At 61.0% G+C, this 23277-nt stretch carries 26 protein-coding genes; 15 read left to right on the forward strand and 11 right to left on the reverse strand.

The genetic code is table 11. The annotated features are described in order from the left end of the window. Positions 1-81: 81 nt before the first annotated feature. The gene (locus ACM26W_RS08770; RefSeq protein ID WP_416140449.1) at positions 82-603 is read right to left on the reverse strand and encodes a PRC-barrel domain-containing protein; all 522 of its coding nucleotides are present in this window, start codon (positions 601-603) and stop codon (positions 82-84) included. Positions 604-824: 221 nt separating this feature from the next. Beyond that, the gene (locus ACM26W_RS08775; RefSeq protein ID WP_416140450.1) at positions 825-1043 is read right to left on the reverse strand and encodes a hypothetical protein; all 219 of its coding nucleotides are present in this window, start codon (positions 1041-1043) and stop codon (positions 825-827) included. A 53-nt stretch (positions 1044-1096) separates the two neighbouring features. Between ACM26W_RS08775 and ACM26W_RS08780 the strand changes: the two genes are divergently transcribed. Next, positions 1097-1378, forward strand: coding sequence for a hypothetical protein (locus ACM26W_RS08780; protein ID WP_416140847.1), 282 nt, complete (start codon positions 1097-1099; stop codon positions 1376-1378). On the opposite strand, the gene ACM26W_RS08785 is transcribed toward ACM26W_RS08780, so the two are convergent. After that, positions 1278-2003, reverse strand: a complete 726-nt coding sequence (locus ACM26W_RS08785; RefSeq protein WP_416140451.1) for a DUF899 domain-containing protein — start codon at positions 2001-2003, stop codon at positions 1278-1280. The two genes, ACM26W_RS08780 and ACM26W_RS08785, sit on opposite strands and share 101 nt — an antisense overlap. 349 nt (positions 2004-2352) lie before the next feature. Between ACM26W_RS08785 and ACM26W_RS08790 the strand changes: the two genes are divergently transcribed. Together ACM26W_RS08790 and ACM26W_RS08795 are read left to right on the forward strand one after the other, a co-directional pair. Next, on the forward strand, positions 2353-2844 hold the full coding sequence (locus ACM26W_RS08790; protein ID WP_416140452.1) for a VOC family protein: 492 nt from the start codon (positions 2353-2355) through the stop codon (positions 2842-2844). 166 nt (positions 2845-3010) lie between these two features. Continuing rightward, complete coding sequence (locus tag ACM26W_RS08795; RefSeq protein ID WP_416140453.1) at positions 3011-3406, forward strand: hypothetical protein; 396 nt, start codon at positions 3011-3013, stop codon at positions 3404-3406. 321 nt (positions 3407-3727) lie between these two features. Here ACM26W_RS08795 and ACM26W_RS08800 read toward each other — a convergent pair whose 3' ends face one another. From ACM26W_RS08800 to ACM26W_RS08820, 5 genes are all read right to left on the reverse strand, one after another. Then, positions 3728-4423: an aspartate/glutamate racemase family protein gene (locus ACM26W_RS08800; protein WP_416140454.1), complete on the reverse strand. Its 696-nt coding sequence runs from the start codon at positions 4421-4423 to the stop codon at positions 3728-3730. After that, on the reverse strand, positions 4423-5727 hold the full coding sequence (locus ACM26W_RS08805; RefSeq protein WP_416140455.1) for a TRAP transporter large permease: 1305 nt from the start codon (positions 5725-5727) through the stop codon (positions 4423-4425). The genes ACM26W_RS08800 and ACM26W_RS08805 overlap by 1 nt, the downstream gene beginning before the upstream one ends. After that, positions 5724-6320 (reverse strand): TRAP transporter small permease subunit, encoded by a 597-nt coding sequence (locus ACM26W_RS08810; protein ID WP_416140456.1) that lies wholly within the window; start codon positions 6318-6320, stop codon positions 5724-5726. The genes ACM26W_RS08805 and ACM26W_RS08810 overlap by 4 nt, the downstream gene beginning before the upstream one ends. 16 nt (positions 6321-6336) lie before the next feature. Beyond that, positions 6337-7374 carry a TRAP transporter substrate-binding protein gene (locus ACM26W_RS08815; protein WP_416140457.1) on the reverse strand — a complete coding sequence of 346 codons (1038 nt, stop codon included), beginning with the start codon at positions 7372-7374 and terminating at the stop codon, positions 6337-6339. 413 nt (positions 7375-7787) lie between these two features. Further along, positions 7788-8636, reverse strand: coding sequence for a MurR/RpiR family transcriptional regulator (locus ACM26W_RS08820; protein WP_416140458.1), 849 nt, complete (start codon positions 8634-8636; stop codon positions 7788-7790). A 211-nt stretch (positions 8637-8847) separates the two neighbouring features. Between ACM26W_RS08820 and ACM26W_RS08825 the strand changes: the two genes are divergently transcribed. The 3 genes from ACM26W_RS08825 (at position 8848) to ACM26W_RS08835 (ending at position 10418) form a co-directional block, all read left to right on the forward strand. After that, the gene (locus ACM26W_RS08825) at positions 8848-9723 is read left to right on the forward strand and encodes a diguanylate cyclase domain-containing protein (RefSeq protein WP_416140459.1); all 876 of its coding nucleotides are present in this window, start codon (positions 8848-8850) and stop codon (positions 9721-9723) included. A 119-nt stretch (positions 9724-9842) separates the two neighbouring features. Then, complete coding sequence (locus tag ACM26W_RS08830) at positions 9843-10121, forward strand: type II toxin-antitoxin system RelE/ParE family toxin (protein WP_416140460.1); 279 nt, start codon at positions 9843-9845, stop codon at positions 10119-10121. A gap of 9 nt (positions 10122-10130) precedes the next feature. Then, positions 10131-10418, forward strand: coding sequence for a HigA family addiction module antitoxin (locus ACM26W_RS08835; RefSeq protein WP_416140461.1), 288 nt, complete (start codon positions 10131-10133; stop codon positions 10416-10418). Positions 10419-10480: 62 nt separating this feature from the next. On the opposite strand, the gene ACM26W_RS08840 is transcribed toward ACM26W_RS08835, so the two are convergent. Then, entirely contained in the window at positions 10481-10837 is a 357-nt protein-coding gene (locus tag ACM26W_RS08840) for an antibiotic biosynthesis monooxygenase family protein (protein ID WP_416140462.1), read from the reverse strand. A 186-nt stretch (positions 10838-11023) separates the two neighbouring features. After that, complete coding sequence (locus tag ACM26W_RS08845) at positions 11024-12421, reverse strand: PLP-dependent aminotransferase family protein (protein ID WP_416140463.1); 1398 nt, start codon at positions 12419-12421, stop codon at positions 11024-11026. 95 nt (positions 12422-12516) lie between these two features. Between ACM26W_RS08845 and ACM26W_RS08850 the strand changes: the two genes are divergently transcribed. The 3 genes from ACM26W_RS08850 to ACM26W_RS08860 all read left to right on the forward strand — a co-directional run bounded on the left by ACM26W_RS08850 (position 12517) and on the right by ACM26W_RS08860 (position 14540). Beyond that, positions 12517-13122, forward strand: a complete 606-nt coding sequence (locus tag ACM26W_RS08850) for a LysE family translocator (protein WP_416140464.1) — start codon at positions 12517-12519, stop codon at positions 13120-13122. An 11-nt stretch (positions 13123-13133) separates the two neighbouring features. Then, positions 13134-13829: an aspartate/glutamate racemase family protein gene (locus tag ACM26W_RS08855; RefSeq protein WP_416140465.1), complete on the forward strand. Its 696-nt coding sequence runs from the start codon at positions 13134-13136 to the stop codon at positions 13827-13829. Between the two features lie 210 nt (positions 13830-14039). Continuing rightward, positions 14040-14540 carry a VOC family protein gene (locus ACM26W_RS08860; RefSeq protein WP_416140466.1) on the forward strand — a complete coding sequence of 167 codons (501 nt, stop codon included), beginning with the start codon at positions 14040-14042 and terminating at the stop codon, positions 14538-14540. Positions 14541-14835: 295 nt separating this feature from the next. On the opposite strand, the gene ACM26W_RS08865 is transcribed toward ACM26W_RS08860, so the two are convergent. Then, on the reverse strand, positions 14836-15789 hold the full coding sequence (locus ACM26W_RS08865; protein ID WP_416140467.1) for an integron integrase: 954 nt from the start codon (positions 15787-15789) through the stop codon (positions 14836-14838). A 221-nt stretch (positions 15790-16010) separates the two neighbouring features. On the opposite strand from ACM26W_RS08865, the gene ACM26W_RS08870 reads away from it, so the two are divergent. The 6 genes from ACM26W_RS08870 to ACM26W_RS08895 all read left to right on the forward strand — a co-directional run bounded on the left by ACM26W_RS08870 (position 16011) and on the right by ACM26W_RS08895 (position 23194). Then, positions 16011-16868 (forward strand): tyrosine-type recombinase/integrase, encoded by an 858-nt coding sequence (locus ACM26W_RS08870; protein ID WP_416140468.1) that lies wholly within the window; start codon positions 16011-16013, stop codon positions 16866-16868. Beyond that, positions 16861-18012, forward strand: coding sequence for an IS91 family transposase (locus ACM26W_RS08875; RefSeq protein ID WP_416140469.1), 1152 nt, complete (start codon positions 16861-16863; stop codon positions 18010-18012). Before ACM26W_RS08870 ends, ACM26W_RS08875 begins: the two co-directional genes overlap by 8 nt. A 346-nt stretch (positions 18013-18358) precedes the next feature. After that, complete coding sequence (locus tag ACM26W_RS08880; RefSeq protein ID WP_416140470.1) at positions 18359-19255, forward strand: restriction endonuclease; 897 nt, start codon at positions 18359-18361, stop codon at positions 19253-19255. A gap of 102 nt (positions 19256-19357) precedes the next feature. Further along, positions 19358-21235, forward strand: a complete 1878-nt coding sequence (locus ACM26W_RS08885) for a DUF4209 domain-containing protein (protein WP_416140471.1) — start codon at positions 19358-19360, stop codon at positions 21233-21235. Positions 21236-21328: 93 nt separating this feature from the next. Further along, positions 21329-22117, forward strand: coding sequence for a hypothetical protein (locus ACM26W_RS08890; protein WP_416140472.1), 789 nt, complete (start codon positions 21329-21331; stop codon positions 22115-22117). Positions 22118-22153: 36 nt separating this feature from the next. Next, positions 22154-23194: a DUF2971 domain-containing protein gene (locus tag ACM26W_RS08895; RefSeq protein WP_416140473.1), complete on the forward strand. Its 1041-nt coding sequence runs from the start codon at positions 22154-22156 to the stop codon at positions 23192-23194. The last annotated feature ends 83 nt before the right edge of the window (positions 23195-23277 follow it).

Genomic DNA, 23277 nt, shown 5'->3' on the forward strand with positions numbered 1-23277 from the left:
TGAATAAAAAAACCGGGTGCAAAGCACCCGGGACAGGAAAAACTCTGCAAAGTTACTGCGTTGCCATGCACTCCAACTTCATTACTCTTCGCCCTCATATTCGGGGGCATTCTCCAGGGCATCCTGGGTCGCATTGACACGGATGACCAGGTCATCGTCTTCGTGGGTGATGTCGAGTGATTCCCAGGCGATGGCGATGTCCTTTTCGCCCATGCCCAGGAAGCCTCCAATGCTGAGCACCAGAGCGGTGACCTGGCCGGATTCATCGATCAGCAGCTTATCGACGCTGCCGATATCCTCATCTTCCTCGGCGGTACTCTTCACGGTGGAACCTACGAGGTCGTCGGACTCCATGTGCCCAGCGCTCTTGTGCGTCACAAAGCTGGCTTCCATGTGCATTTCAGTGGTCTCGGCCTCGTGCCTTTCAGTGGTCTCGGCCTCGTGTTCGGCGGCTAAAGCCATAGCGCCGGGGGCCAGCAATGCGAGGGTGAAGAGTGAGCCGGTCAGGGCGGTGGAAAGAGATTTCATATCATTCTCCTTATGGTCCAGTGTTGAGATATTGGGAACGCATTCAACGTCTTCTTCCCATATTTCCTTTCTCATCTTTCAGCATCAAGGCATTCATTGATATCGGTTCGGCGTGGGGAAAAAGACTATTAGGTTTCAGTATTTAAGCCCAGTGAGGAACCGATGCTGGAAGTCTAGTCCGGTAGATGGACCCCGCAAGGTAGGCTTTGTGGGTTTTTGAATCGTAATGTGTCAGTTTGCATCTTGTGCTGGTTCCTGCGGCCAGGGTGTCCTTCGGCCGCTATTCCTCGATGCGTCTAACTGCCGGCACAACCAACCTCCTGCAGAGCAGATTCACGCCAAGGTGCACAGAACACCAAAACCGGCATAAAGCGATATGCCGGGATAAACGACAGCAGCTGGTTAGTCAGGCGGTGGGCTTGGCGGGTCATGAGCGCGATGCCGCCCATGGAGTAGCCCAGGTAGTGGACGCGATCGAGGGCGAGGGCATCGAGCACCGCCAGGACATCGGCCACGCGATGGGCGAGGGCATACGATCCTCAATGTCGCCCTGGCGGGGCGGCAGTGGCTGGTCGACGTCGGCAATGCGGGGCCACGGAAGCCGATCCCGCTCGAGGCGGGCGTCGAGGTACGCCATGGCCGCTGGGAGTATCGGCTGGAGCGCTCGCCGCTGCTGCGCTACCGGCGTCACGACGGCTGGTTCAACCTCTACCAGTTCAGCGACGAGCGCTTCTACGCGCAGTTACCTCTCAGCCGTAGGTCGGCCGCTGGGGCCAGCCCGGCGGCGAGTCCTCGAAGTCTTCCTGGCGGCCGTAGGGCGTCCGGTCGAGCAGGGCGTAGGCGTCGGTGAGGCTCTCGCAGCCGCGGGCATAGGTCGAGTAGCTGTGGAAGACCTCCTCGCTCAGGCGGAAGAAGACGCTGAGACCGTGGCCCTCACCGCTCATGAAGTGGGGCTCTCCGGTGCGTGCCTCGAGTTCCTCCCGGCTGCGGTAGTTGTACACGGGCGGCGCGACGGCCGCGTCGAGGGTGACGTGGAAGTCGTAGTTGAAGTCGCTGTCGAGCGACGACACCCAGGGCCAGCGCCAACCCTGCTCGGCCCGGTAGGCCCGGAGCTTGACCAGCGGTGCCCGGGAGACCAGCGCGAAGCTGGTATCGCGCTCGTGCAGCAACGAGAGATCGTCGAGGGCATTGACGAACCCCGTGCAGCCGCTGCAGCCCTTCTCCCACTCCGGGTCGAACATGAAGTGGTAGACGATCAACTGGCGCCGCCCCTCGAACAGGTCGAGCAGGCGGGTCTTGCCGTCCGGGCCGTCGAAGACGTAGGCCTTGTCGAGCTTCACCATCGGCAGCCGCCGGCGCGCGGCACTCACCGCGTCCATCTGGTGCGTCAGGGCCTTCTCCTCGGCCAGCAGGGCCCGGCGGGCGGTCAGCCAGGCGTCGCGGGTGGCGATGGGCGGATGGGGCAGGTCGTTCATGACGGCGCCTCCGAGTAGGGATGCAGTGACACGATCTCGCCGCCGAGGCAGCGCTGGTAGAACTCGAAGACGGCGCGGGAGTCGCCGTCGACGATGAGGTAGGCGTTCAGCAGCATGGGGGATTCCTCCGCATTGGTGTCCACTCTCTGGTCGAGCGAGACCCCGCTGGTTCGACAGGGCACACGTCATTTCGCCGGCTCGTTTTCGTCGTGGCGTTTCACCCAGTCCATCAGGTTGTGGTGGGGGCCGGTCTCGTTGCGACCCTCGAGCGTCTCGAAGCATACGCCTTCTCGACTTTTCCCTCTCGTCGCGGGAGACGATGCCTGAGGGAGTGAGATCGTGCGCTGACATGACGTATCCTCCTGTGTGGCTTGCAGGAGAGAGTCGCTCGGGGCGACGCAAAATCGACACCCCCCCTCCCGCGACGAGAGGGAAAAGTGACGCCTCGATCATCGAGGTCAAGGCTTCAACCCATGACTACGCCCAGACCGACACCCCGAGCGGGCCGGCCGGGATGGTGCTGGTCGTGGAGTTCACCCTCTCCGGCGCACGCTTCGTGGGGCTCAACGGCGGCACGGAGTTCCCCTTCACCGAGGCGGTCTCCTTCCAGATCGATTGCGCCGACCAGGCCGAGGTCGATCGCTACTGGGCGCCGCTGACGGAGGCTGAACCTCCTTCTTTGTCGGCCACGCCACCCCGCGGCGGCGAAATCATCACTATGGAGCATCCGCTCATAGCTCGAGCAGGCCGTGGCGATCCCCCTGCTTCAAGCTCAACAGTGCGCTCTGCGACTGTTGGGTGGAACGCGGCGCTCGCGATGAGCGTTTGGAGGTCAAAATGAGAAACGGGAAAGCGAACATTGCTGCCGGCCTTCTCTTTACGGCTAGCTTTATGGCAGTTGGGTTCGTGCTGATCGGGGCAATCTCGATGACCACTGCGTTCGCATGGCTCGGTATCGCAGTGGCACGACTGGAGCCGGCGCCGGCGCACGACGAGAAGGTCAAGGTATGAAAATCACTCCGACGCCCCGTTTCATGCAGAACCTCGGGGCAGCTGTCGCGGCTGTGTTTGGCGTCACAACGCTCTTTGCTGGCGTCCGAGTCCTTTTGGGTTCTGACCCGGGGTACGAGGTGTTTCGGCCGCTGCTTGTCTACAACACCGCGATGGGCGCAGCCTACTTGGCGGCCGGTGCCACAATCTGTCGCAGCCTCACCTGGGGCCGGTACGCTGCAGGCGCGATCTTCGTACTCAATCTCCTCGTGCTGGCGAGCATCATTGTTCTCTACTTCAGCGGTGCGGCCGTTGCGGTAGACAGCCTTCGCGCGATTACCCTCCGGACCGTTGTGTGGCTGGTCCTGTTCCTCGCCGTAGCTCGTCTTGCCCGACGGCGCACAGCAGTCTAACAACCGGTTGCAGCGGACGGTCCGCTGCGCGGCCCGCCGCTGAACCGGAGCGTTTTAGGCACCTGGCATCGAAATGACGCCCCGTAGCAATCTCCGCGATGGTCTGTCGATTTTCTCTTTCACCGTTCGACTATTGGGTGTTACTGCAAAATCGACTAGGAGGAATGATGACACGAGACCGCGTCGAGAGCTTCACCATCTCGCTTGACGGATACGGGGCGGATCCGAACCAAGGCATCGATAATCCCCCCCCACACACAAAGCCCCGATCCGGCACTGCGTCGGTTCGGGGCTTTGTGTTGGCGCGAGGGGTGACCCGGATTATGCGCCGCTGCCTCCCTCGGAGTGGCGCAGCACGAACGTCAGCGCCTCGGCGAACCCGTCCATCACCGCCATGCCGTGACGCGCCGTGAGCTCACCGGCTCGTCCGGCAAAGGCCCCGGAGCCCAGCACGATGGCGCGGGCCCCCTCGGCTCGGACCTGTTCGCAGAGCTCCTCCAGCCGCGCTTCGGCCTGGGGTGTCCGGGCGGCCGTGTCGTTGACGCCGATGCCGGTGGCCATGACCGTGCAGCGCTCGTGCAGGCCGTAGCTGGCGCAGAGCGACTCGATGGTCGCCACGGCCTCTTCGAAGGTGGTGATCACTGCGAAGGGGCCGCCGGTGGCGTGGGCGTCGCGGATGCCCGCTTCGGCAAGGCTGATCACCGGGGCACCGGTCAGGGCGCGGGCCTCGGCGACGGCGATGTCGTCGAAGCAGGCGAGGATATAGCCGGCGTAGCCCCGGTCCATCCGGGCGCGGACCAGCGCCAGCACCTGGCGCGTGGCGCAGGCCTTGTCCTGCTCGGTTTCCACCGCATGGGGCCCATGAGGCGGGCTTTCCACCTCGACCACCACGCCGGGCGGGGCGAGGGCCTGCAGTACCTCGCGGGCGCGACGGGTGACGGTTGAGTTGGTGTTGGGGTTGATGGCCAGCACGCGACGGGGCGCAGACCGCGTGTTGGCTCCATGTTGAGAGATCATCAGCGCCCCGCCAGCAGGTCGGGGAGCCACATCACGATCTGCGGCCAGATCATGATGGCGAGGGTGAACAGCGCCATGATCACCACGAAGGGCAGCGAGCCCCAGATGACGTCGTTGAAGCTGCCGCCATCCTTGCGCACGCCCTGCACCACGAACAGGTTCATGCCGACCGGCGGGGTGATCAGGGCGATCTCGCACATCAACACGATGAAGATGCCGAACCAGATGGGGTCCACGCCCACGGCCATCACCATCGGCACGGTGATCGGCACCGTCAGCACCAGCATCGACATGGCGTCCATGAAGGTGCCGAGCACCACATAGAACAGCAGCAGCACCAGCAGCAGTCCTACCTGGGTCAGGCCGAAACTGGCCACCCACTGGGTCAGCGCCTGGGTCACGCCGAGCATGGAGAGGGTCACGTTGAGCAGCAGGGCGCACATCAGCACGATGATCACCATGCCGGTGGTCTTGGCGGCGTGCAGCGAGCACTGCACCAGCAGATCGAGATTCAGCTTGCCGCCGAACACGATGAACCCCAGGGCGATCATCACCCCGATGGCGGCGGACTCGGTGGGCGTGGCCACCCCGCCGTAGATGCTGCCCATCACCACGCCGAAGATCACGAACGGGGGGATCAGATGGCGCGACAGGGCGAGCTTCTCGCTCAGGGGCAGGTTCACCTCGACCAGCGAATCCTTGCCCGCCTTGCCGTGCGCCAGGAACAGATAGAGCGAGAACAGCAGGGCCAGGGTGATACCCGGGAACAGCCCTGCGGCAAACAGCTGGCTGACCGAGGTGTTGGCCAGTTGGCCGTAGACCAGCAGGTTGATGCTGGGCGGAATCAGGATGCCCAGGGTGCCGCCGGCGGCCAGCGAGCCGAGGGAGGGGCGCACCGGGTAGCGATATTTCTGCAGCGCCGGCAGCGAAATGGTGCCCACGGTGGCGGCGGTAGCCACCGAGGAGCCTGAGGTGGCGGAGAACAGCGTGCAGGTGGCGATGTTGGTGTGCAACAGCCCGCCCGGCAGGCGGTTGAACCACACCGAGAGGGCGGCGTACATGCGGTCGGCGATGCCGCCACGCAGCAGGAGTTCGCCGAGCAGCATGAACAGTGGAATCGCCAGCATGGAGGGGCTGTTGAGGCTGCTCCAGACCACGCCCCCCATCATGTCCACCAGCGGGAAGCCGTGCATCAGGTAGCCGCCGATCACCCCGACGAAGAGGATCGCGACGGCCACCGGGATGCTCAGCAGCATCAGGCCGAGCATGATGAAGAACGCCGCGGCGATCAGGGGAATGCTCATGATTGGCCTCCTTCGCGATGCTGTTCGCCGAGTTGCTGGTCACGATGCTTCAGGTTATCCAGCTCCGCTTCCAGTTCGTCCTGGGTCGAGCTGGGGCCGAAGCGACGGTTGAGCGCCGCCCAGTCGCGGCGCAAGAGGAGCCCCAGAGCCTGCACGGAGAGCACCGCGGCGGCTAGGGTGAAGGCGGCCATGGCCACCAGCCACACCGACTGGGGATAGATCAGCGGCGTCGCCCGGGGCGTCTGGGCGATGGAGCGGTAGAGTTGGGTGTCATGCACGGTGAGGATGGTGAAGTAGAGCAGGAAGGCCGCCAGCAGCCCCAGCGAGAGGGCTGCCAGCGCATTGAGCACGGCCTGAACGGAGGTGGGAAAGCGCATATGCAGCAAATTGATGCGGATATGCGACTGCTCGACCATGGCCACGCAGAACGCCAGCGGTGCGGCGATGGCGATGGCATACCCCCCCAGTTCATCGACTCCGCCAAGCGACATCGAGAATGCCTTGCGAATCAGGGTTTCCACCGTGATAAACAGGGCCAGCAGGAGCATCATCGCGCCGAACAGAATCCCGAGACAGCGGGCATAGATGTTCATCGTCGACTCCCGGGGCTCAGAGGCCCAGCTGCTGACCAACGGTCTCGCGCCACACGGCCTCGCAGTCCGCGGCGACGGCGTTGCACTGGGTCGCCCAGATCGGCAGGGAGACCTCTTCCACCGCGGCGGCCACTTTCGCCAGGTCCTCCTCGGATACCGGCACTTCGGTCAGCGAATAGGAGGTGCCGAACTCACAGGGCGTTTCACCGGCGTTGCAGCGCATGGCATCTTCATAGAGTTCTTCGGAGTAGTCCCAGATGTCGTCGCTCAGTTGGGCGATGGCCGCTTCCAGCTGGGTCTGCTGCTCGTCGGTGAGACCGTTCCAGGTGTCGAGGTTGATGGCATAGCCGTTGATGGCGAGCTGCAGGGCGATCGGCAGCACCGTGGTGGTGGCTTCGGGCCAGCCGCCCGAGTTGGCCGAGGCGGGGCCGGTGATGGCGCAGTCGATCACGCCGCGGGAGAGCGACTGCTGAACGTCGCCGAAGGGCATCGAGATACCGGTGGCCCCCAGCTGCCCGACGAAGTTGGCGGCGCTCTGGTCGCCGACTCGCACGCGCTTGCCCTGCAGGTCGTCGAGCCCGCCGATCTCGCCGCGGCAGAAAATCACCTGCGGGCCAGCCGGCCAGGTGCCCAGCAGCTTGGCGTTGAAGCGATCCTGCAGGCGGCTGTCCACGTAGTCGTAGAAGGCGGCCACGTTCTCGCGCCCGGCGGCGAAACTGGTATTGAGGCCGATCAGGTCCAGCCCGAGGATCGAGGGCTCGTCGCGGCTGACCTGAGGGCCGCGCAGGGAGACGATGTCGAACAGTCCGGAGCGCAGGACGCGCAGCCCGTCGGTATCCGGAATGCCCGCCACGTCGACCGGCAGATACTGCACGTTGACGTCCAGGCCGGTGTGCTCGGCCAGGGAGCTGAAGAAGGGCGCCTCCTTCTGCTGGGCGATCAGGCCCGAGCCGGCGGGCTGTCCCAGCACCTTGAGCGACAGCGGGCTTGAGTGGACGGCGGATGTCATCAGCGTGGCGGTGATGGCGGTCACCAGAGCGGTACGTTTCAGCATGATCGTGATCCTGTCATCGGTGGCACCTCGTCCGGCATTCCCGCTCCGAAAGGCGCCTGGTGGCGGTCTCGGCCCACCGTCAGGGGTCTGATCGGCAGCCACCCTGAGTGATCCAAGTTTCATGCCATCCATGGAAAGAAACTGCAGTTTCAGTTTGAATTCAGCCGATTAACCCCAAAAGCACGTAGCTGCCGGGAGCGCAGATGACGGTTGTCATGCCCAAAAAGTGTGCAGAATGGTAGCGCCGTGCGCCAAGAAGGGGCTGCGCGGCTTGGCTGTGTCTGAAAAGTCGGCGAGCGAAGGTCAGACAAGGCAAAAATCGGCGAAAAGACGGAGTTTACGGGCTGTAAATGAGTAGTTTGAGACTATTTTTAACGCCGTATGGCCGAGCGCAGCCAGTTTTCGGGCAGAGCCTAGAGCTCTTCCAGCCGGTCGTTGAGCACCTCGATCCGGCGCAGGCGGCCCCGGGAGGCCTCGCCGGCCAGCTCGATGGTGCGCATGGCCAGCAGATGGCAGAGCGCCATGACGGCGGTGTGGTTGAAGAGTGGGCCTGCGGCCAGGGTGCAGCAGCGGAAGTGCCAGGTGACGGTGGGGTCGGGGTCGAGCCCCTCGTCGGTGATATAGAGCACCCGGGTGCCGCTCTCACGGGCCTGGGCGAGGATCTGCTCGGTGATGGCTACCCGGCGGCGCAGGCCGAACACGACCATGCAGTCATTGTCGCGAACGCTGACCAGGTGCTCGCCCAGGGTTTCGCCACCGCCGGGCAGGCTGACGACCTGTTCGACCACCTGGGTCAGCTGCCAGCGCAGGTAGTCGGCGAAGGGATGGCTGGCGCGAAAGCCGATCACCCAGGTCTTGCGCGCTGCGAGGATGGCCCGGGCGACCTCGTCCACCTGCGTCTGGGTAATGGCGGAAAAGGTGCGATCCAGATTGACCTTGCCCTGGTCGAGGTTGAGCGCCAGGGAGCGTTCGCTCGGCTCGAGTGCCGAGGCGGGCAGGAACAGCCGGGAGCCGGTGGCCTGTTCTTCGCGGGCATGCTTGCGCGCTGCCTCGTAGCTGTCGTAGCCCAGCCGGCGCACGAAGCGCGATACCGTCGCCTTGGAGACGCTGGCGAACTTCGCCAGCTCCTGGGCATCGTAGCTGGCGAGCTCGCCGGGAAAGTCGCAGACGAACTCGCCAAGGCGGCGCTCGGCAGGGTGAAGCGTGGGCAGTGCGTTGCGCACTCGGGCGAGAAAGGAGCGCTCCTGGGATGATCTGGCCATGCCGGTTCCTGAAACTGCAGTTTCAGACATCATGTCCGGTGGCGAGCGTGGCCGCAACACCCACAGAGCCCCGAGCCGGTCGACCCGCCCGCTCGGGGCGTTGCGTTGACGCCAGGCGGCCATCTGGCAGGGATGACGCCGGTCACCCGGAGCGGGGCGGTGCTATGCTGCGGGCTGCCATCGCCCCTCATGAATCGGATTCTCCAGACCTATGCCCGTTGACCTGAAGGCCCTCTTTCCCAAGCTGATCAACCTGATGCTGGACACGGTCTTCGTGGTCGACAGGGACCACCAGATTGTCTTCGTGAGCGATGCCTGTGAGACGCTGCTGGGCTACCGGGCCGACGAGCTGATCGGCACCCCGATCATCGACTACATGCATCCTGACGACCTGGAGGCCACCCGGGCCTCCATTGTGCGGGTCATGGAGGGTAAGCCCCATATCGATTTCCGTAACCGCTACCTCCGCAAGGATGGCGGCATCGTCCACATCCTGTGGTCGGCGCACTGGGTCGAGGAGGAGGGGGTTCGGATCGGTGTCGCCCGGAACGTGACGGCGCTCAGGCAGGCCGAGGACGAATTACGCCACCTCGCCCATCATGACCCGCTGACAGGGCTGACCAACCGGACGCTGTTCTATGATCGCCTGGAGTCCGCACTTCATGCGGCGCACCGCCACCGGAGCGGTGTGGCCCTGTTATTTCTGGATCTCGATGATTTCAAGTTGATCAATGATGTCCACGGTCATGCCGTGGGGGATCGTGTGATCTGTTCGGTGGCGCGACGGCTGGCGGGCTGCGTGCGGGCAACGGATACGGTGGCCCGGATGGGCGGCGACGAGTTCACCGTGTTGCTGACGGATATTCACTCGGCGGATGCTGTGTCCCGGAAGGTGGAGCAGATACTCCAGGTCATGACCGAGCCGTTCGATGCAGACCTTGGCGGGATCACGCCGTCCTGCAGTATCGGCGTGGCCTGCTATCCCGACGACGGGACAGATGCCGATTCCCTGCTGAGCCATGCCGATAGCGATATGTACCGGACGAAACGGCGCCGCTCGGCGTTGGGCTCGCCGTCGCGGACCTAGCCGCCGCTCCGCGGCTCACCATCATCGCCATGCTTGACCGCCTGGTGGTGATCGACGAGGGGTGGATAGTTGAGCATCTGGCTTTTGCTACCTGATACGTTACAGGGTACACTTGGCGGATGATACGGAGCTTCAAACACAAGGGCCTGGCCAAGTTCTTCAAAACTGGCAGCAAAGCCGGCATTCAGCCAGCACATGCCAAGAGGCTCCGACTCATCCTCGGCCGCCTCCATGCCGCATCGGATGCCAAGGACATGGACCTGCCTGGACTCCGGTTGCATGAGCTATCAGGAAATCGGGCCAGCATCTGGTCGGTCACCGTCAGCGGCAACTGGCGTGTGACCTTCCGGTTCGTGGACGGAGACGCCGAGATAGTGAACTACGAGGACTACCACTGAGGTGCCGCCATGTTGATGCACAATCCCCCCCATCCCGGTGAGGTATTGCGAGAGCTCTGCCTCGAGCCGCTGGGCCTTTCCGTCACGGCGGCGGCAGAGGCATTGGGCGTGAGCCGTAAAACGCTGAGCGCCGTGCTGAATGGCAAGGCGGGTATCAGCCCCGAGATGGCGATTCGCCTCTCCATTGCCTTCGATACCTCGGCCGAGAGCTGGCTGAACCAGCAGTCCCAATACGAGCTCTGGCACGCCGAACAGCATCGCGATGAACTCAAGGTGAAGAGGCTCGTGGCGGCCTGAAAGAAAGAACGCCTGGACACGCGATTCTCTGAGAACTCCCAGCATCCCCTCTCCCCGCTGGGTCAGCGCGATATCCCTTCGTGCCGCTCGCGGCTGTCGGCCGGCGCCTGCTCGCGGTCGTGCAGGCCGTAGTCGCGGATCACCCCGGCCACGCGCAGGCGGTAGTCGGCGAAGACCTCCTGGCGGCCCTTGGCCTGGGCGGCGCGGTGGCGCTCCACCCGTCGCCATTCGGCAATGGCCGCCTCGTCGCGCCAGAAGGAGAGCGAGAGCAGCTTGCCCGGCTGGGCCAGGCTCTCGAAGCGCTCGATGGAGATGAAGCCATCGATCTCCTCCAGCAGCGGGCGCAGGCCGGCGGCGATATCGAGGTAGTGGTCGCGCTGGTCGGGGTGGGGCTCGACTTCGAAGATGACGGCGATCATGGCGGCTCCTGGTGAACGGACGCATATCGCGCCGGGCCGCATGAAGGCGGCGATGCCGACGCGGCCCCTGGCGGGCACTCCCATTGAACGTAACGCCACAAGGCCCCCGAGTCACTCACCCGGCTCGGGGGCCTTGCGTTGTGGTGCTGCCACGGGCGGGCCCTCGCCGGGGTCATCCGGCGGCGATCAGAGCGTGCGCCAGGGGATCGGTGGGGGCGCCTGCAGGGTCTCGGTCACCGCCTTGAGTGCCGCTTCCAGCGCCTCCCGCGAGCGGGCCCCGCCCAGGCACAGCCGCACCGCTTGGGGCGCCGGCTCGCTGCCCACGCAGAAGGGTTCCGGGCCGGTCAGGCGCACCCCGCACTCCTCCAGGGCGGCGAGCAGCTCGGCGGCGCGCAGCCCCTCCGGCAGCGTCAGCCAGAGGTTGTTGCCGTGGGGGCGCCCTGTCGGGGCGAAGTCCGCCAGCCACCGGCGCGCCAGGCGCTGGCGCTCGGCCTGTTCGTCGATCTGCCAGGCCAGCAGGCGCTCGGCATCGGCGCTCTCCACGCATCGACACACGGCCTCCACCATCAGCGGCGGGACCATCCAGCTCTGGGCACGCAGCGCCGCGCCCAGCCGGGCCTGCAGCGCTTCCGGCACTCTCAGGGCGCCGATGCGCAGCCCCCCGGCCAGCACCTTGGCGGTACTGAAGGCGAACAGGGTGCGTTCCGGTGCCAGCCGGTACAGCGGGGTGCCGCGCTCGGCTTCCGGGAGGTACTGAACGCCATCCTCGAGGATCCAGAACTCGTGCCGCCGGGCCAGCTCGGCGAGGCGCTCGCGCCGTGCCTCGCTGAGCACGGCGCCGGTGGGGTTGTTCTGGTCCGGCGTGACGTAGACCAGCCGAGGCGGCTGCTGGGCACAGAGTCGTGCCAGGGCCTCCATGTCCATGCCCTCATCGTCCATGGGCACGGCCAGCGTCTTGAGATGCGCCTGGCGGGCGGCACCGATCAGCCCGGGGTAGGTGAGGGCATCGGCGGCGATGCGCTCGCCGGGTCGCGTCAGCGCGCGCAGCGTCAGGTCGATGCCGTGCTGGCCCCCCTGGGTGATCACCAGCTCCTCCGCCGAAACCGGCATGCCCAGGCGGGTCATCCAGGCAGCGAGGCGCTCGCGATGCCCCGCCAGGCCGCGCTCCGGCTGATAGGCCACGGCGCGTTCCAGCACCTCGCGATCCTCGGCGATCCCGGCGAGCGCCTGGCCCAGCAGGGCGGCGCGCAATGGGTGGGGCGGGGGCAGGCTGAGGCTGAGATCGATCAGGTCCTCGTCCTCTGCCGAGGCGGTGGCGAGGAAGGGGGCGGCGGTGGCCTGCTCGGCGCCGCGCACATAGGTCCCGCTGCCGACCCGCGCCGACACCGAGCCCTGACGCTCGGCCTCGGCATAGGCGCGTGACACCGTGCCCACGGTCACGCCCAGGGCATCGGCCAGGCGGCGCTGGGGCGGGAGCTTCTCGCCCGGGGCCAGCTCGCCGGCCTGGATGGCCCGGGCGATCGCCTCGGCGATGGCGCGGTAGCGGGGGCCCGAGGCATCGAGCTTGGGAGTCCAGATTGTCATGGTGACAATAAAACCTTTGACGCAAGAATTGCGCCCGTTAAGCTGAAAATTCACGGGCTGTATCGACAATAACGCCGAAATTGTATGGGTGCAATATGCTGGAAGCGGTGGCTTTCCTGGGGCCGGCGGCCCTCTACATGATCTCCATGACCATCACGCCCGGCCCCAACAACGTGATGCTCACCGCCTCCGGGGCCAACTTCGGCTTCCTGCGCACCCTGCCGCACATGCTCGGCATCCTGGGTGGCTGCTTTCTGCTGTTCGCCGGTATCGCCCTGGGGCTGGGCCTGCTCTTCGAGCGCTACCCGCTGGTGCAGACGCTCCTGCGGGTAGTGGGCAGCGGCTACCTGCTCTATTTGGCCTGGCGCATCGCCACGGCGCCGCCGCCGGATCTGCGCCGGCGCGGCGAGGGGCGTCCGCTAGGCTTCTGGCAGGCGGCGGCCTTCCAGTTCGCCAACCCCAAGGCCTGGGTGATGGGGCTGGCGCTGATGGCGGGCTTCCTGCCCGGCGAGGGCAATACCCTGGTCAACGCCTTGCTGCTGGCCGGGTTCGCCGAACTGGTGGCGCTGCCCTGCATCGCGCTCTGGGCGGGCTTCGGCATGGCCATCGGCCGCTGGCTCGACACGCCGCGCGCCTGGCGAATCTTCAACGGCGTGATGGGGGCGCTCACCGCCGCCTGCGTGATCTTTATCCTGGGGTAAGAGGAGGGGAGATGAAGACGATAGGGCTGATCGGCGGCATGAGCTGGGAATCGACCCAGACCTACTACCGGCTCATCAACCAGGGGGTGAAGGCGCGCCTGGGCGGGCTGCACTCCGCCCGGCTGGTGCTCTACAGCGTGGACTTCGCCGAGATCGAGGCGCTGCAGCGCCGCGGCGACTGGGCGGCCACGGCGCAGATTCTCGGCGCGGCGGCCCGCTCCCTGGAGGCGGCCGGCGCCGACTTCCTGGTGCTGTGCACCAACACCATGCACAAGGTCGCCCCGCAGCTCGAGCAGGCCGTGGCGATTCCCCTGCTGCATATCGCCGATGCCACCGCCCGGGAGCTGCACCGACAGGGCGTGACCCGGGTGGGGCTGCTCGGCACCCGCTTCACCATGGAGCAAACCTTCTACCGCGAGCGCCTTGAGGCGCAGGGCATCCGGGTGCTGATTCCCGACGCCGCCCAGCGCGACCGGGTGCACGCCGTCATCTACGAGGAGCTATGCCGCGGCGAGATCCGCGCCGACTCCAGGGCCGCCTATCTCGAGATCGTGGCTTCGCTGGCCGGGCAGGGCGCTCAGGGTGTCATCCTCGGCTGCACGGAGGTCGGGCTGCTGATCCAGTCCGGCGATACGGACGTTCCCCTCTTCGACACTACCGCCATCCACGCCGAACAGGCGGTGGAGGAGGCACTCGTGACCCCGTAGTCATATCGCATGCCGGCGAATCCCCGTCGGATCGGCCACCATTGAAAAATCCTCGCCGGTTGTCGATCTGGGCCTTCCTCACGCGACTACGGGGTGAGAGGTCCCGGTAGAACTCAAGGGTGAATCGGCGTCGGCCACTCGGCCGCGGCCTTGTCCCTGGAGGGAAGCGACCGGGGCGGTACTCGACCTGGAACCCTGATGGAGGCGCCTATGACCACGATTGCCAAGAACACGATTTGCCTGTGGTACGAGCGCGATGCCGAGGAGGCGGCGAGGTTCTACGCCAGTACCTTTCCCGATTCCTCCGTCGGCGCGGTACATCGCGCACCGGGAGACTACCCAGCGGGCAAGCAGGGTGACGTCTTGACCGTCGAATTCACCGTGATGGGGATACCCTGCCTGGGGCTGAACGGTGGGCCGGGCATCCAGCACAACGAGGCGTTCTCGTTCCAGGTAGCCACCAAGGACCAGGCCGAGACCGATCGCTACTGGAAGGCCATCGTCGGCAACGGCGGCCAGGAGAGCGAGTGCGGCTGGTGCAAGGACAGGTGGGGCGTCGCCTGGCAGATTACCCCCATCGCGCTGACCAGGGCCTACACCAGCCCCGACCGCGCCGCCGCCAAGCGGGCGTTCGATGCCATGATGACGATGCAGAAAATCAACATCGCCGTGATCGAAGCGGCGGTTCGTGGCGAGAACCCGTCGGCCTGACAACGGCATGCAGCAGGCGGCGCTGCGTGCCGCCGCCGCTGCTGAGTGTTGACCGCCCAATCAAGGCCCCCGAGTCATTCACCTGGCTCGGGGGCCTTGCCACCACAGCGACCAATCGGGTGTGGCATCCATCGTCTTCGTCGCATACGCTGATTGGTTAAGGTCGCTTAGACGGCCAGGCGATATGCCACTACACGCAACGCAGGGACTACCGCAGGGATGGCAGGGAGCCATCGCGACTTGCCGGGTAGGGCGGTAGCGTGCCCGGTGTCCTTGGCACTTGAGATAACCACGCTCACCCGAGAGGGCTACGCACTCCCGCAAAGCCCTTGCCCAATACATGGGTATAGATCTGAGTCGTTTCTACGCTCTTATGGCCCAGCAACTCCTGTACCGTGCGGATATCCGTGCCCTGGTTCAGCAGCTGAGTGGCGAAGCTGTGCCTCAGGGTATGGCAAGAGCCTGGACGGGTAAGTGAAGCAGCACGCATGGCGTGCCTGACCGCTCTCTGCACCGCCGATGGATGGATATGGTGCAGCACCACCTTGCCGGCATCGTCGAAGCAAGGGCGGCTGGCGGGGAAGAGCCACTGCCAGGCCAGGGAGACACCGGCATTGGGGTACTTGCGATCGAGCGCGTGGGGCAGTGTCACCGGCACGCTCCCATGTATCAGTCGATCGTCAAGCTGATGTTCGGCCACGGTGATGCTGTGCTGTAGGGCGGGAATGCTGATCGCCGGGAGGAGGGTGGTTCGGTCCTTGTCGCCCTTGCCGGCTCTCACTGTGATGATCTGGCGGTCGAAGTCGATATCGCGGACACGTAATCGGCACGTTTCGATGAGCCGCAGCCCTGAGCCATACATCAAGGTGGCCATCAGGTGCATGGGGCCGGACAGATGGCTCAACACGCGCATGACATCCTCGTGAGAAAGCACCACCGGAAGCCGGCGAGGGCGCTTGGCACGTGAGAACTCTCCGATATCTCCCAAGGGCTGGTCGAGTACGTGCCGATAGAGAAACACAAGGGCATTCAGCGCCTGATTCTGCGTGGCCGCCGCTACCCGGCGTTCCACTGCCAAATGTTCCAGGAAGGCGCGTACCTCCGCGCCGCCCATGCCGGCGGGATGCCGGACTCCGTGGAAGCGAATGAAATAGCGAACCCACACGACCCACACTCGATGCATGGATGTACATACAGTAATTGGCGCTGGCAAAACGCGCAAGCGCGCGAATTCGGTATAGGTGGCCAAGTTTTTCTTCGGGCATCATTAAATCAGAGGGTTAGCTGAAGAAAGGTTGCGCTGATAAGATTTTTGAACACGCATGCTCGTTCAAGTCAATGAACGAGCGCGCTGTCTAATACCGGTTGAACTAAACCGCTTCGCGGTAGCTGTCGCCGAATCCTGTCTTTCGCCTCATCGAACCACACTGTTCATTGACCCAGTTGGGTCAATGAACAGGAGTGACGACGATGACTGCCTTGCGACAGACGATGATCGAGGCCATGCGGCAGCATGGCTTCGCGCAACGCACCCACACTACCTACTTGACGGTGATCACGGACCTGGCGCGCTATTTCCACCGTCCGCCGGACACCTTGAGCACCGACGACCTGCAACGCTTCTTCAATCATCTGGTCCAGGAGCGCGGTTTGTCCCCCGCCAGCTGCCGCGTCTACTTGCACGGCGTGCGGTTCCTCTACTTGCAGGTGTTGCACTGGCCGTCGGTTGAGGTATCGCCGGTGGTGCCGAAGACACCGCAGCGAATTCCGGAACTACTGACCCGCGACGACGTCCGGCGGATCCTGGCCGCCTGCCACAACGCCAAGCATCGCATGATGCTCGAACTGTGCTACGGCTGCGGACTGCGCGTCAGCGAGGTCTGCCACCTGCGGGTTAGTGACATCGACAGCCAACGTGGCCAGCTGCGTGTCGCCCAGGGCAAGGGCGCGAAGGATCGCATGGTCCTGCTATCGGCGACCCTGCTCGATCGCTTGCGCGACTACTGGCGCGCCTATCGGCCGGCGACATGGCTATTCCCGAGCGCGCTGTTTCCGGATCGCGCGCTGCATCCGAGCGCACCGCAGAAGGCCTTTACCCAGGCCAAGCGCTTGGCCGGGGTCGAGCGGGTCGGTGGCATCCACAGCCTGCGCCATGCCTATGCCACGCATGTTCTGGAGCAGGGCATGCCCGTCCATCAGCTCCAGCGGCTGCTGGGCCACCGCAGCATCCAGTCGACGATGCGCTACCTGCACTGGCTGCCGGGCCAGCAAGGGGCGAGTCAGGGCCACATCGACCTGGTGGCCGGCCTGGAGGTGGGCCATGACTGAGTCCGCCACCCTTCAACAGGTTCTGACCCGCTTTCTCAACCCGGCCGGCCTCGATCTCCAGCGCCAACGTGTGTGCCGCCATCTGCTCGCCTGTCGCACCGAAGCGATGGGCGGGACGGTCTTGCAGTGCTCGGACTGCGACCACACCCAGCCGCACTACTTCGGCTGTCGTGATCGCCACTGCCCGCAGTGCCAGGGCCGCGCCATGCACCAGTGGGCCGAGCGTCAGCAGGCGAACATCCTGCCCGTGCGCTATTACCACGTCGTGTTCACCCTGCCGCACACCCTTAACGGCTGGGTCCAGCTTCACCCCGAGGTGATCTACCGGCGGCTGTTCCAGAGCGCCTGGCAGACGCTGCACACCTTCGGTCACGATCCCAAGCGTCTCGGCGGCGAGATGGGCATGAGTGCAGTGCTTCATACCTGGGGCCAGAACCTGAGCCAGCATGTGCACCTGCACTGCCTGGTACCCGGCGGTGCGCTGGGCGACGACGGCATCTGGCGAGAGGCGCGCAGCCACTACCTGTTTCCGGTCCGGGCCCTGTCACGCCACTTTCGCGGGCACCTGGTCAGTGGCCTGCGCCAGGCCGCTACTGCCGGCGAACTCCACCGGGTCACCCGGCCCGGCGACGTCGATGACCAGCTCAACGCCCTGATGGCGACGGAGTGGGTGATCTACAGCAAGGATTGTCTCGACCACACCGAGACGGTGGTGCGCTACCTGGCGCGCTACACACGCCGGATCGCCATCAGCAACGCCCGCATCCTCGCCGTGGACGACCACCAGGTGACCCTGCGCTACAAGGACTACCGCGACCGCGACCGACACAAGCCGCTCGTCCTCGCTGGCGAGGAGTTCGTGCGCCGCTTCCTGCTCCATGTCCTGCCCAAGGGGCTGATGCGGGTCCGTCACTACGGCTTTCTGGCCAATCGCTGCCGGCGACGACGCCTGGCACAGATCCGCCAGGCGTTGGCGGTCGTTGAGATGGAGCCGGATACCGCTACTACCGCCAGCGACAAGGATCCACCCTACACCTGCCCGCATTGCAGGCGACCGACGCTGCGGGTAATCGGGACCCTCGCACCTCGGCGACCCACACTCGGCCGACCATCCAACCACAGGGGGCAACGCTATCGAGCATGAGGTAACGCCAGACACACAACGGACTCGGCCAGACAACGGACTCGGCGATCCGGCCCGCATGCGGGTCGCGGCGTCGCTCGTCCCGGTGATGGCTTTTGACCAGCCGGCGCGTTACGTTGGGATAAATTGGGCGAGTAGGGGACCGAGATCATGACCAGAAATACTGCCCGAACGCGTCACAACAGCTCCGAATGCACGCGACTTGATGCTCCAGGCCGCACTCCTGCCGATACAATACCCTATAGAAGCTGCTTAGCAGCCTGATGGGCGGCTTAGTCCAACAGGCATTTATCCGCCATGCTCCGCACGGCGGATAAATGCTGAATAGTTAGGCAATCGAGGGAATATGTTTACCACTGTAGATAAGGTCGAAGGCTGGCAAGATCTCCAGTCCAAAGTGTGCCAGTTGTTTGATGAAATGGGCTACGAAACAGAAGTGGAGAAGACCGTTGACCTGGCTGGTCGTGGCAAAAAAGAAGTCGACGTTTTCATCAAAGATCCGTTAGCCAGCCACAACCAAATCTATTTAGTCGAGTGTAAACATTGGGACAGCCGAGTGCACCAAGATGTTGTCCATGGCTTTAAAACGGTGATGGAGGGTGCTGGCGCCAGCACCGGTTACATAGTGAGTAAAAAAGGCTTCCAGACTGGAGCATATGAAGCTGTTAGGTATACAAACATTCAATTGCTCACTTTCGAGGAGTTGCAGCATCTCTACGGCGAAGAATGGTTTCGTAAGAAGAAGGCGACATTAGAAGTTTTGCGAAAGCAACTAGGCGAAATATATGGTTTCCATTTTGAGCAAGGTAGCTTTCTGCCTATCATGAACAATGAAAAATTTATCTCGAACGGATTGGGCGAAAAGCTCGCATATTTTCACCACTGGGTAGGCGATTTGATGTTGGCAATCGCTGGTATTTACCCTGAGAGCTACTTGGGTCCAGAGCCCGTGCGCTTGGCTCAAGATCTGACTGACCCTCTAAAGGAGCTAGGTGGTTGGTTCGAGATCCCCACTGTTCGCGAGTATTTTGAATTAGTCGAGACTTCTGCGACGAAATGCCTCGCCGAGTTCAGGTCTCTCAGCGAAGAGGCAAACAAGCGAGTTGATGCCTTGGGCGATGAGAAGTTCAATGAACAGACCAATAAAACACTAAGACAGCTTGTGGAAGAAACACCCATAAGGGTGCTTAAGAACAAGGTATCTGATGAAGAGTATCAGCGATTGCTCAAGCTACTTGCCTAACCAATGCAGGCACGGCGACGCCCATTACATTGCGCCTTCTGCTCCATGCCATGGGCGCGCGTGCTGCAGGCGTTAGGCAGTCTCATTTAAGGAGGAACCAAATTGACACGCTATCCGGCAGACACACCAATCACACGAGAAGCCTTTGAATCATCGCGTTGGGGTGAAGCACTCGGTGCAGCTGCCCGAGAAGACTACTCATCCATGTGGCAATCTCTATCGACAGCAGCACGCGAGGCCGTGGATGGCGGCAGGCCAGAACAAGGGCGCGTTCTGTGGCTTCTCGCAGATGCCTGCTCAATGATGTTAAAGGCGGGAAGTATCAACGAGCCTTTTAAGCCTTTCATGGTCATGGATGGTAAACGCTCAGCGTTACCAGAAGATTTGGGAGACGATGAGATTGCCTTCCTTTCATCCATATATTGTGAACTAGGTGATCTTAAGCTTAAAGCTAGGATCGCTGACTTGGTCTGGCTCGTCGCTAAGCCACGAGACCCGCAAGCTGCTACGGCTGCCATAGACGCGTATAAGCACATTCCAATTACAACTGAGAGCTGGGTTAGAGACGGACGTGAATGCTGGGATCGAGCGATACAGCTGTGTCTTATGCTTAGAGCTGGTGCCGGAGATCGACTCCAAGAGATAGAGCAAGCACTCTTGAAAGGGCTTTTAGGATCTACCGTTGATGACGGCTACCTGCCAATTTGGATTTCTGATTTGCTGGATAAGCATCGTCTCGGAAAAGATCGCCATCAATATGTGGCTTCACATCTTGAAGCATTAGCAAAAACATATGCCGAATCTGGGAATATTCAACGCTCCCGCGACCTTTTCGAGGGGGCGGAACAGTGGCATACCCGTGCGGGAAACCATGAAAAAGCGGCTGAAATGACGGTATTCTGTGCCGAAGCTTGGGCAAATGAAGCTATCGGCAGGCAGTCTAGTGATTCAGCGCCAAGTCATATGGTAGCAGCGAGTTTTTATGAAAACGCTATCCAAAAATATAGGGCGGTACCAAAGGCCTACCGTGAAGCTCACAATGTCGATGCGCGAATCGCAGAACTTCGGACCGAGTTGAATAAGGCGGGAGAGCGGTCGCTAGAGGAAATGGGAGTGATTTCGTCTGAGCCAGTTGATATTTCAGAATTGGTTCAAAACGCGAGGAGAGCTGTTCGGGGCAAGCCTCCATTAGATGCCCTTCTGGCCTTGGCCAATATCTACCGGGGGGCAAAAGTCGAAAAAATCCGCGAGTTCTCACGGGAGTTGATGGCGCAACACCCTTTGCAGGCTTTGTTCGCGGCAACTCACATGTCTGCTGATGGCCGCGTGATTGCTAAAAGATCTGGAGTCGACTTTGGTTCAACCGATGCCGAAGAAAGTGCTTTGTGGGCCGAAACCGTCAAGCATTACATTATGGAGTTAGGAATTGTCGTTCAGGGTGATATCTGGCCTGCCTTGGAAATTGTCAGACTCGAACACCCAGTTCGGGAGCGAGATTTTGTCATGCTGGCTAGGCAATCCCCATTGATACCCTCTGGGCGAGAGCAAATCGTCGGTAAGGCGCTATATGCGGGATTCGATAACGATTTTATTACCGCGCTGCACATCTTAGTTCCTCAGTTGGAGCATCTGGTTAGATGTCATTTGAAACAGGCTGGTGTTCAAACCACTAACCTCGATAAAAACGGCATAGAAAATGAAAACGGTCTGAGTACATTGATGGAGAGTGACGCCGTCAAGGTAATCTTTGGTGATGATATGGCTTTTGAAATTAAGGCTCTATTCTGCGACCCATTTGGGCCGAACCTTCGAAACGAACTAGCCCATGGACTAATCGGCGTTGATCAAGCTCAGTCGACATATTCGATCTATGCTTGGTGGCTCATGTTGAAGATTGTATTCAATACATTTTGGAACGCACGACAACGACAGGCAGGCACCGAGAGTGAAGAGGCTGATGATCAGGCTCCGGGTGCCTAACAATCGGCTGCACAGCGACCGATTTTACGCCGCTTCGCGGCTCCAAACCGGCGCGTGAGCCGGGCGTTAGGCAAATGAAAAATAGGCTTTAATATGATCTGTATTGCTTGTGGTGAAGAGAAAGAAAAACTTGCGAAAAGCCACATTGTTCCAAACTTTGTTAGAAAGCGTTTAACTGGCGAGCCTGATAATAAAGGTAACAAAAAGTTTAAATTTAAATGGGGAGGTAGAGAAGATTTACCAAAGCAAGATCTCCCAAAGCCTTATCTCATGTGTAAAAAGTGTGATAATGATTTAGGTGCAAAAGTGGAAAGAGATATTGCACCCTTCATTATGCCTGATAAAGTTGACGACATGGCAAGTTGGGATAAGTTAGATATAGATACCTTAGACAACGTTAGGGTGTCAGGTGCTCCTTTTCATGTGGGTAAATATGTGTGCTCGAACAACGAGAAATCAATGCTTAATAAGTTCTCTATATCTGTTGCGTGGCGTGCTTTACATGCCATGGCAAAGGATGAACGGCCTTTGTCTAAAAAATTTCTGGATAGTGAGCGTGGTGTAAAAGTTAATAATGCCGCAATAAACCACATCTTCAATGATGAACCACCTTATGACTTGTATGGAGCTACCTTATACTACCTAAGACCTAGCCCTGTACCTTTTATCACAAATCAAATTGATGAGTACCCATTTGCATGGGTTGAACTAGGGGGCAATCAATCAGACCTTGGTATAGGTGTTATTTTTGGATGTTGGGTAATAATTTGGCCCTTAGGTAATGGTGGAATGTCTGAATACTTTGATCATTTAGATAGATTAGAAAAAGAGTGTTTTGAGTCATGGTTATTCCAAGTTAGATCAGAGTTAGCTAATGCGTAATTAGTCTAACAAGTTGTTTAAACGGACGTGGAATAGTTGGCTCGCACTCGTGCCTCGCAAATTTTAGGCAACTATTCCACGCCGCTTAACGAGGCGTTATATCTTTCGCCGCTGGGGCCAATATTGAAGCAATTATTTAAGTATATGAGTGAGCCCAGAGACCTCTTCAGTGATGGGTTCATTCGACTATCTCAGCCCGCAGTTTTGAATGACCCGTTCGAGGCTTCATTCTGTCGGGAAAGTTTGGAAGAGCTAGCCAGCCATTTCGACGATTCAATGGCACAAGATCCAGAATTCGGCAATTTGAGCTTTTCTCAGTATATCGAAATGCGGATGCATAATATCGGTGTTATATGCTTTTCCGAAAACAAAGAAAATCTATTGATGTGGGCTCATTACGCCAATGAGCACAAGGGGCTTGCTGTAGGTGTAGTGTCTACCCTTGGTAATGGTTCCATTTTTCAAAACCTTTTCAGAGCAGACACTTTAATAAATTCCTCTTGGTGCGAGGAGTACTCACCGTTCCATGGAACTCCTAAGCCGGTTTCCTACAGGAAAGGGCTAAGGTACAGAAACGATAAATTCGACTATGACTACTCAAATATCTCAGTGGAAGGTGCTGATAGAATACTCTATGAAGTATTTATGCAAAAAAGTGACGAATGGATTTATGAGCAAGAGCACCGAGTGGTCCTTAGGTTAGAGCAGGCAGACCGAGTAGTTCTTGAAAGTATTGATCTTATACCCAATGGGCGGGTTAAAGACCGAATTGTGTCTGCAGATTACTCTATGATCGATTTTGTTACAGGTCGAGTTGTCATTGACCTTTTGGAAATCCAAAATGATGCTGAGCGGCTATCCACTTCGATGCAGTTGGTAAAATTAAGTCGTAATCCCAATGTAGTGTATTTGATGAAGTTATCATCTAGCAGCATCAACAATTGCTTATTTGGCCTTAGGTCAGACTTCGAAAAAAAGAGTGTCCTAGGTGGTCACGCGTCCTCTACAGGCTATCTAGATGTCTGGAAAGCGAAGAAAAATCTGGAGTACTACAGCCTCGAGTTCCAAGAAATATAGCCAGGCTGTACAGCGACAGCTTTTTCGCTGCGGCTTCGCCTCCACTACAAAGCTGCGCGTGTTGGCGGCGTTATCTAATACGA

This window comes from Halomonas sp. HK25, assembly GCF_047795635.1.
GTDB lineage: Bacteria > Pseudomonadota > Gammaproteobacteria > Pseudomonadales > Halomonadaceae > Halomonas.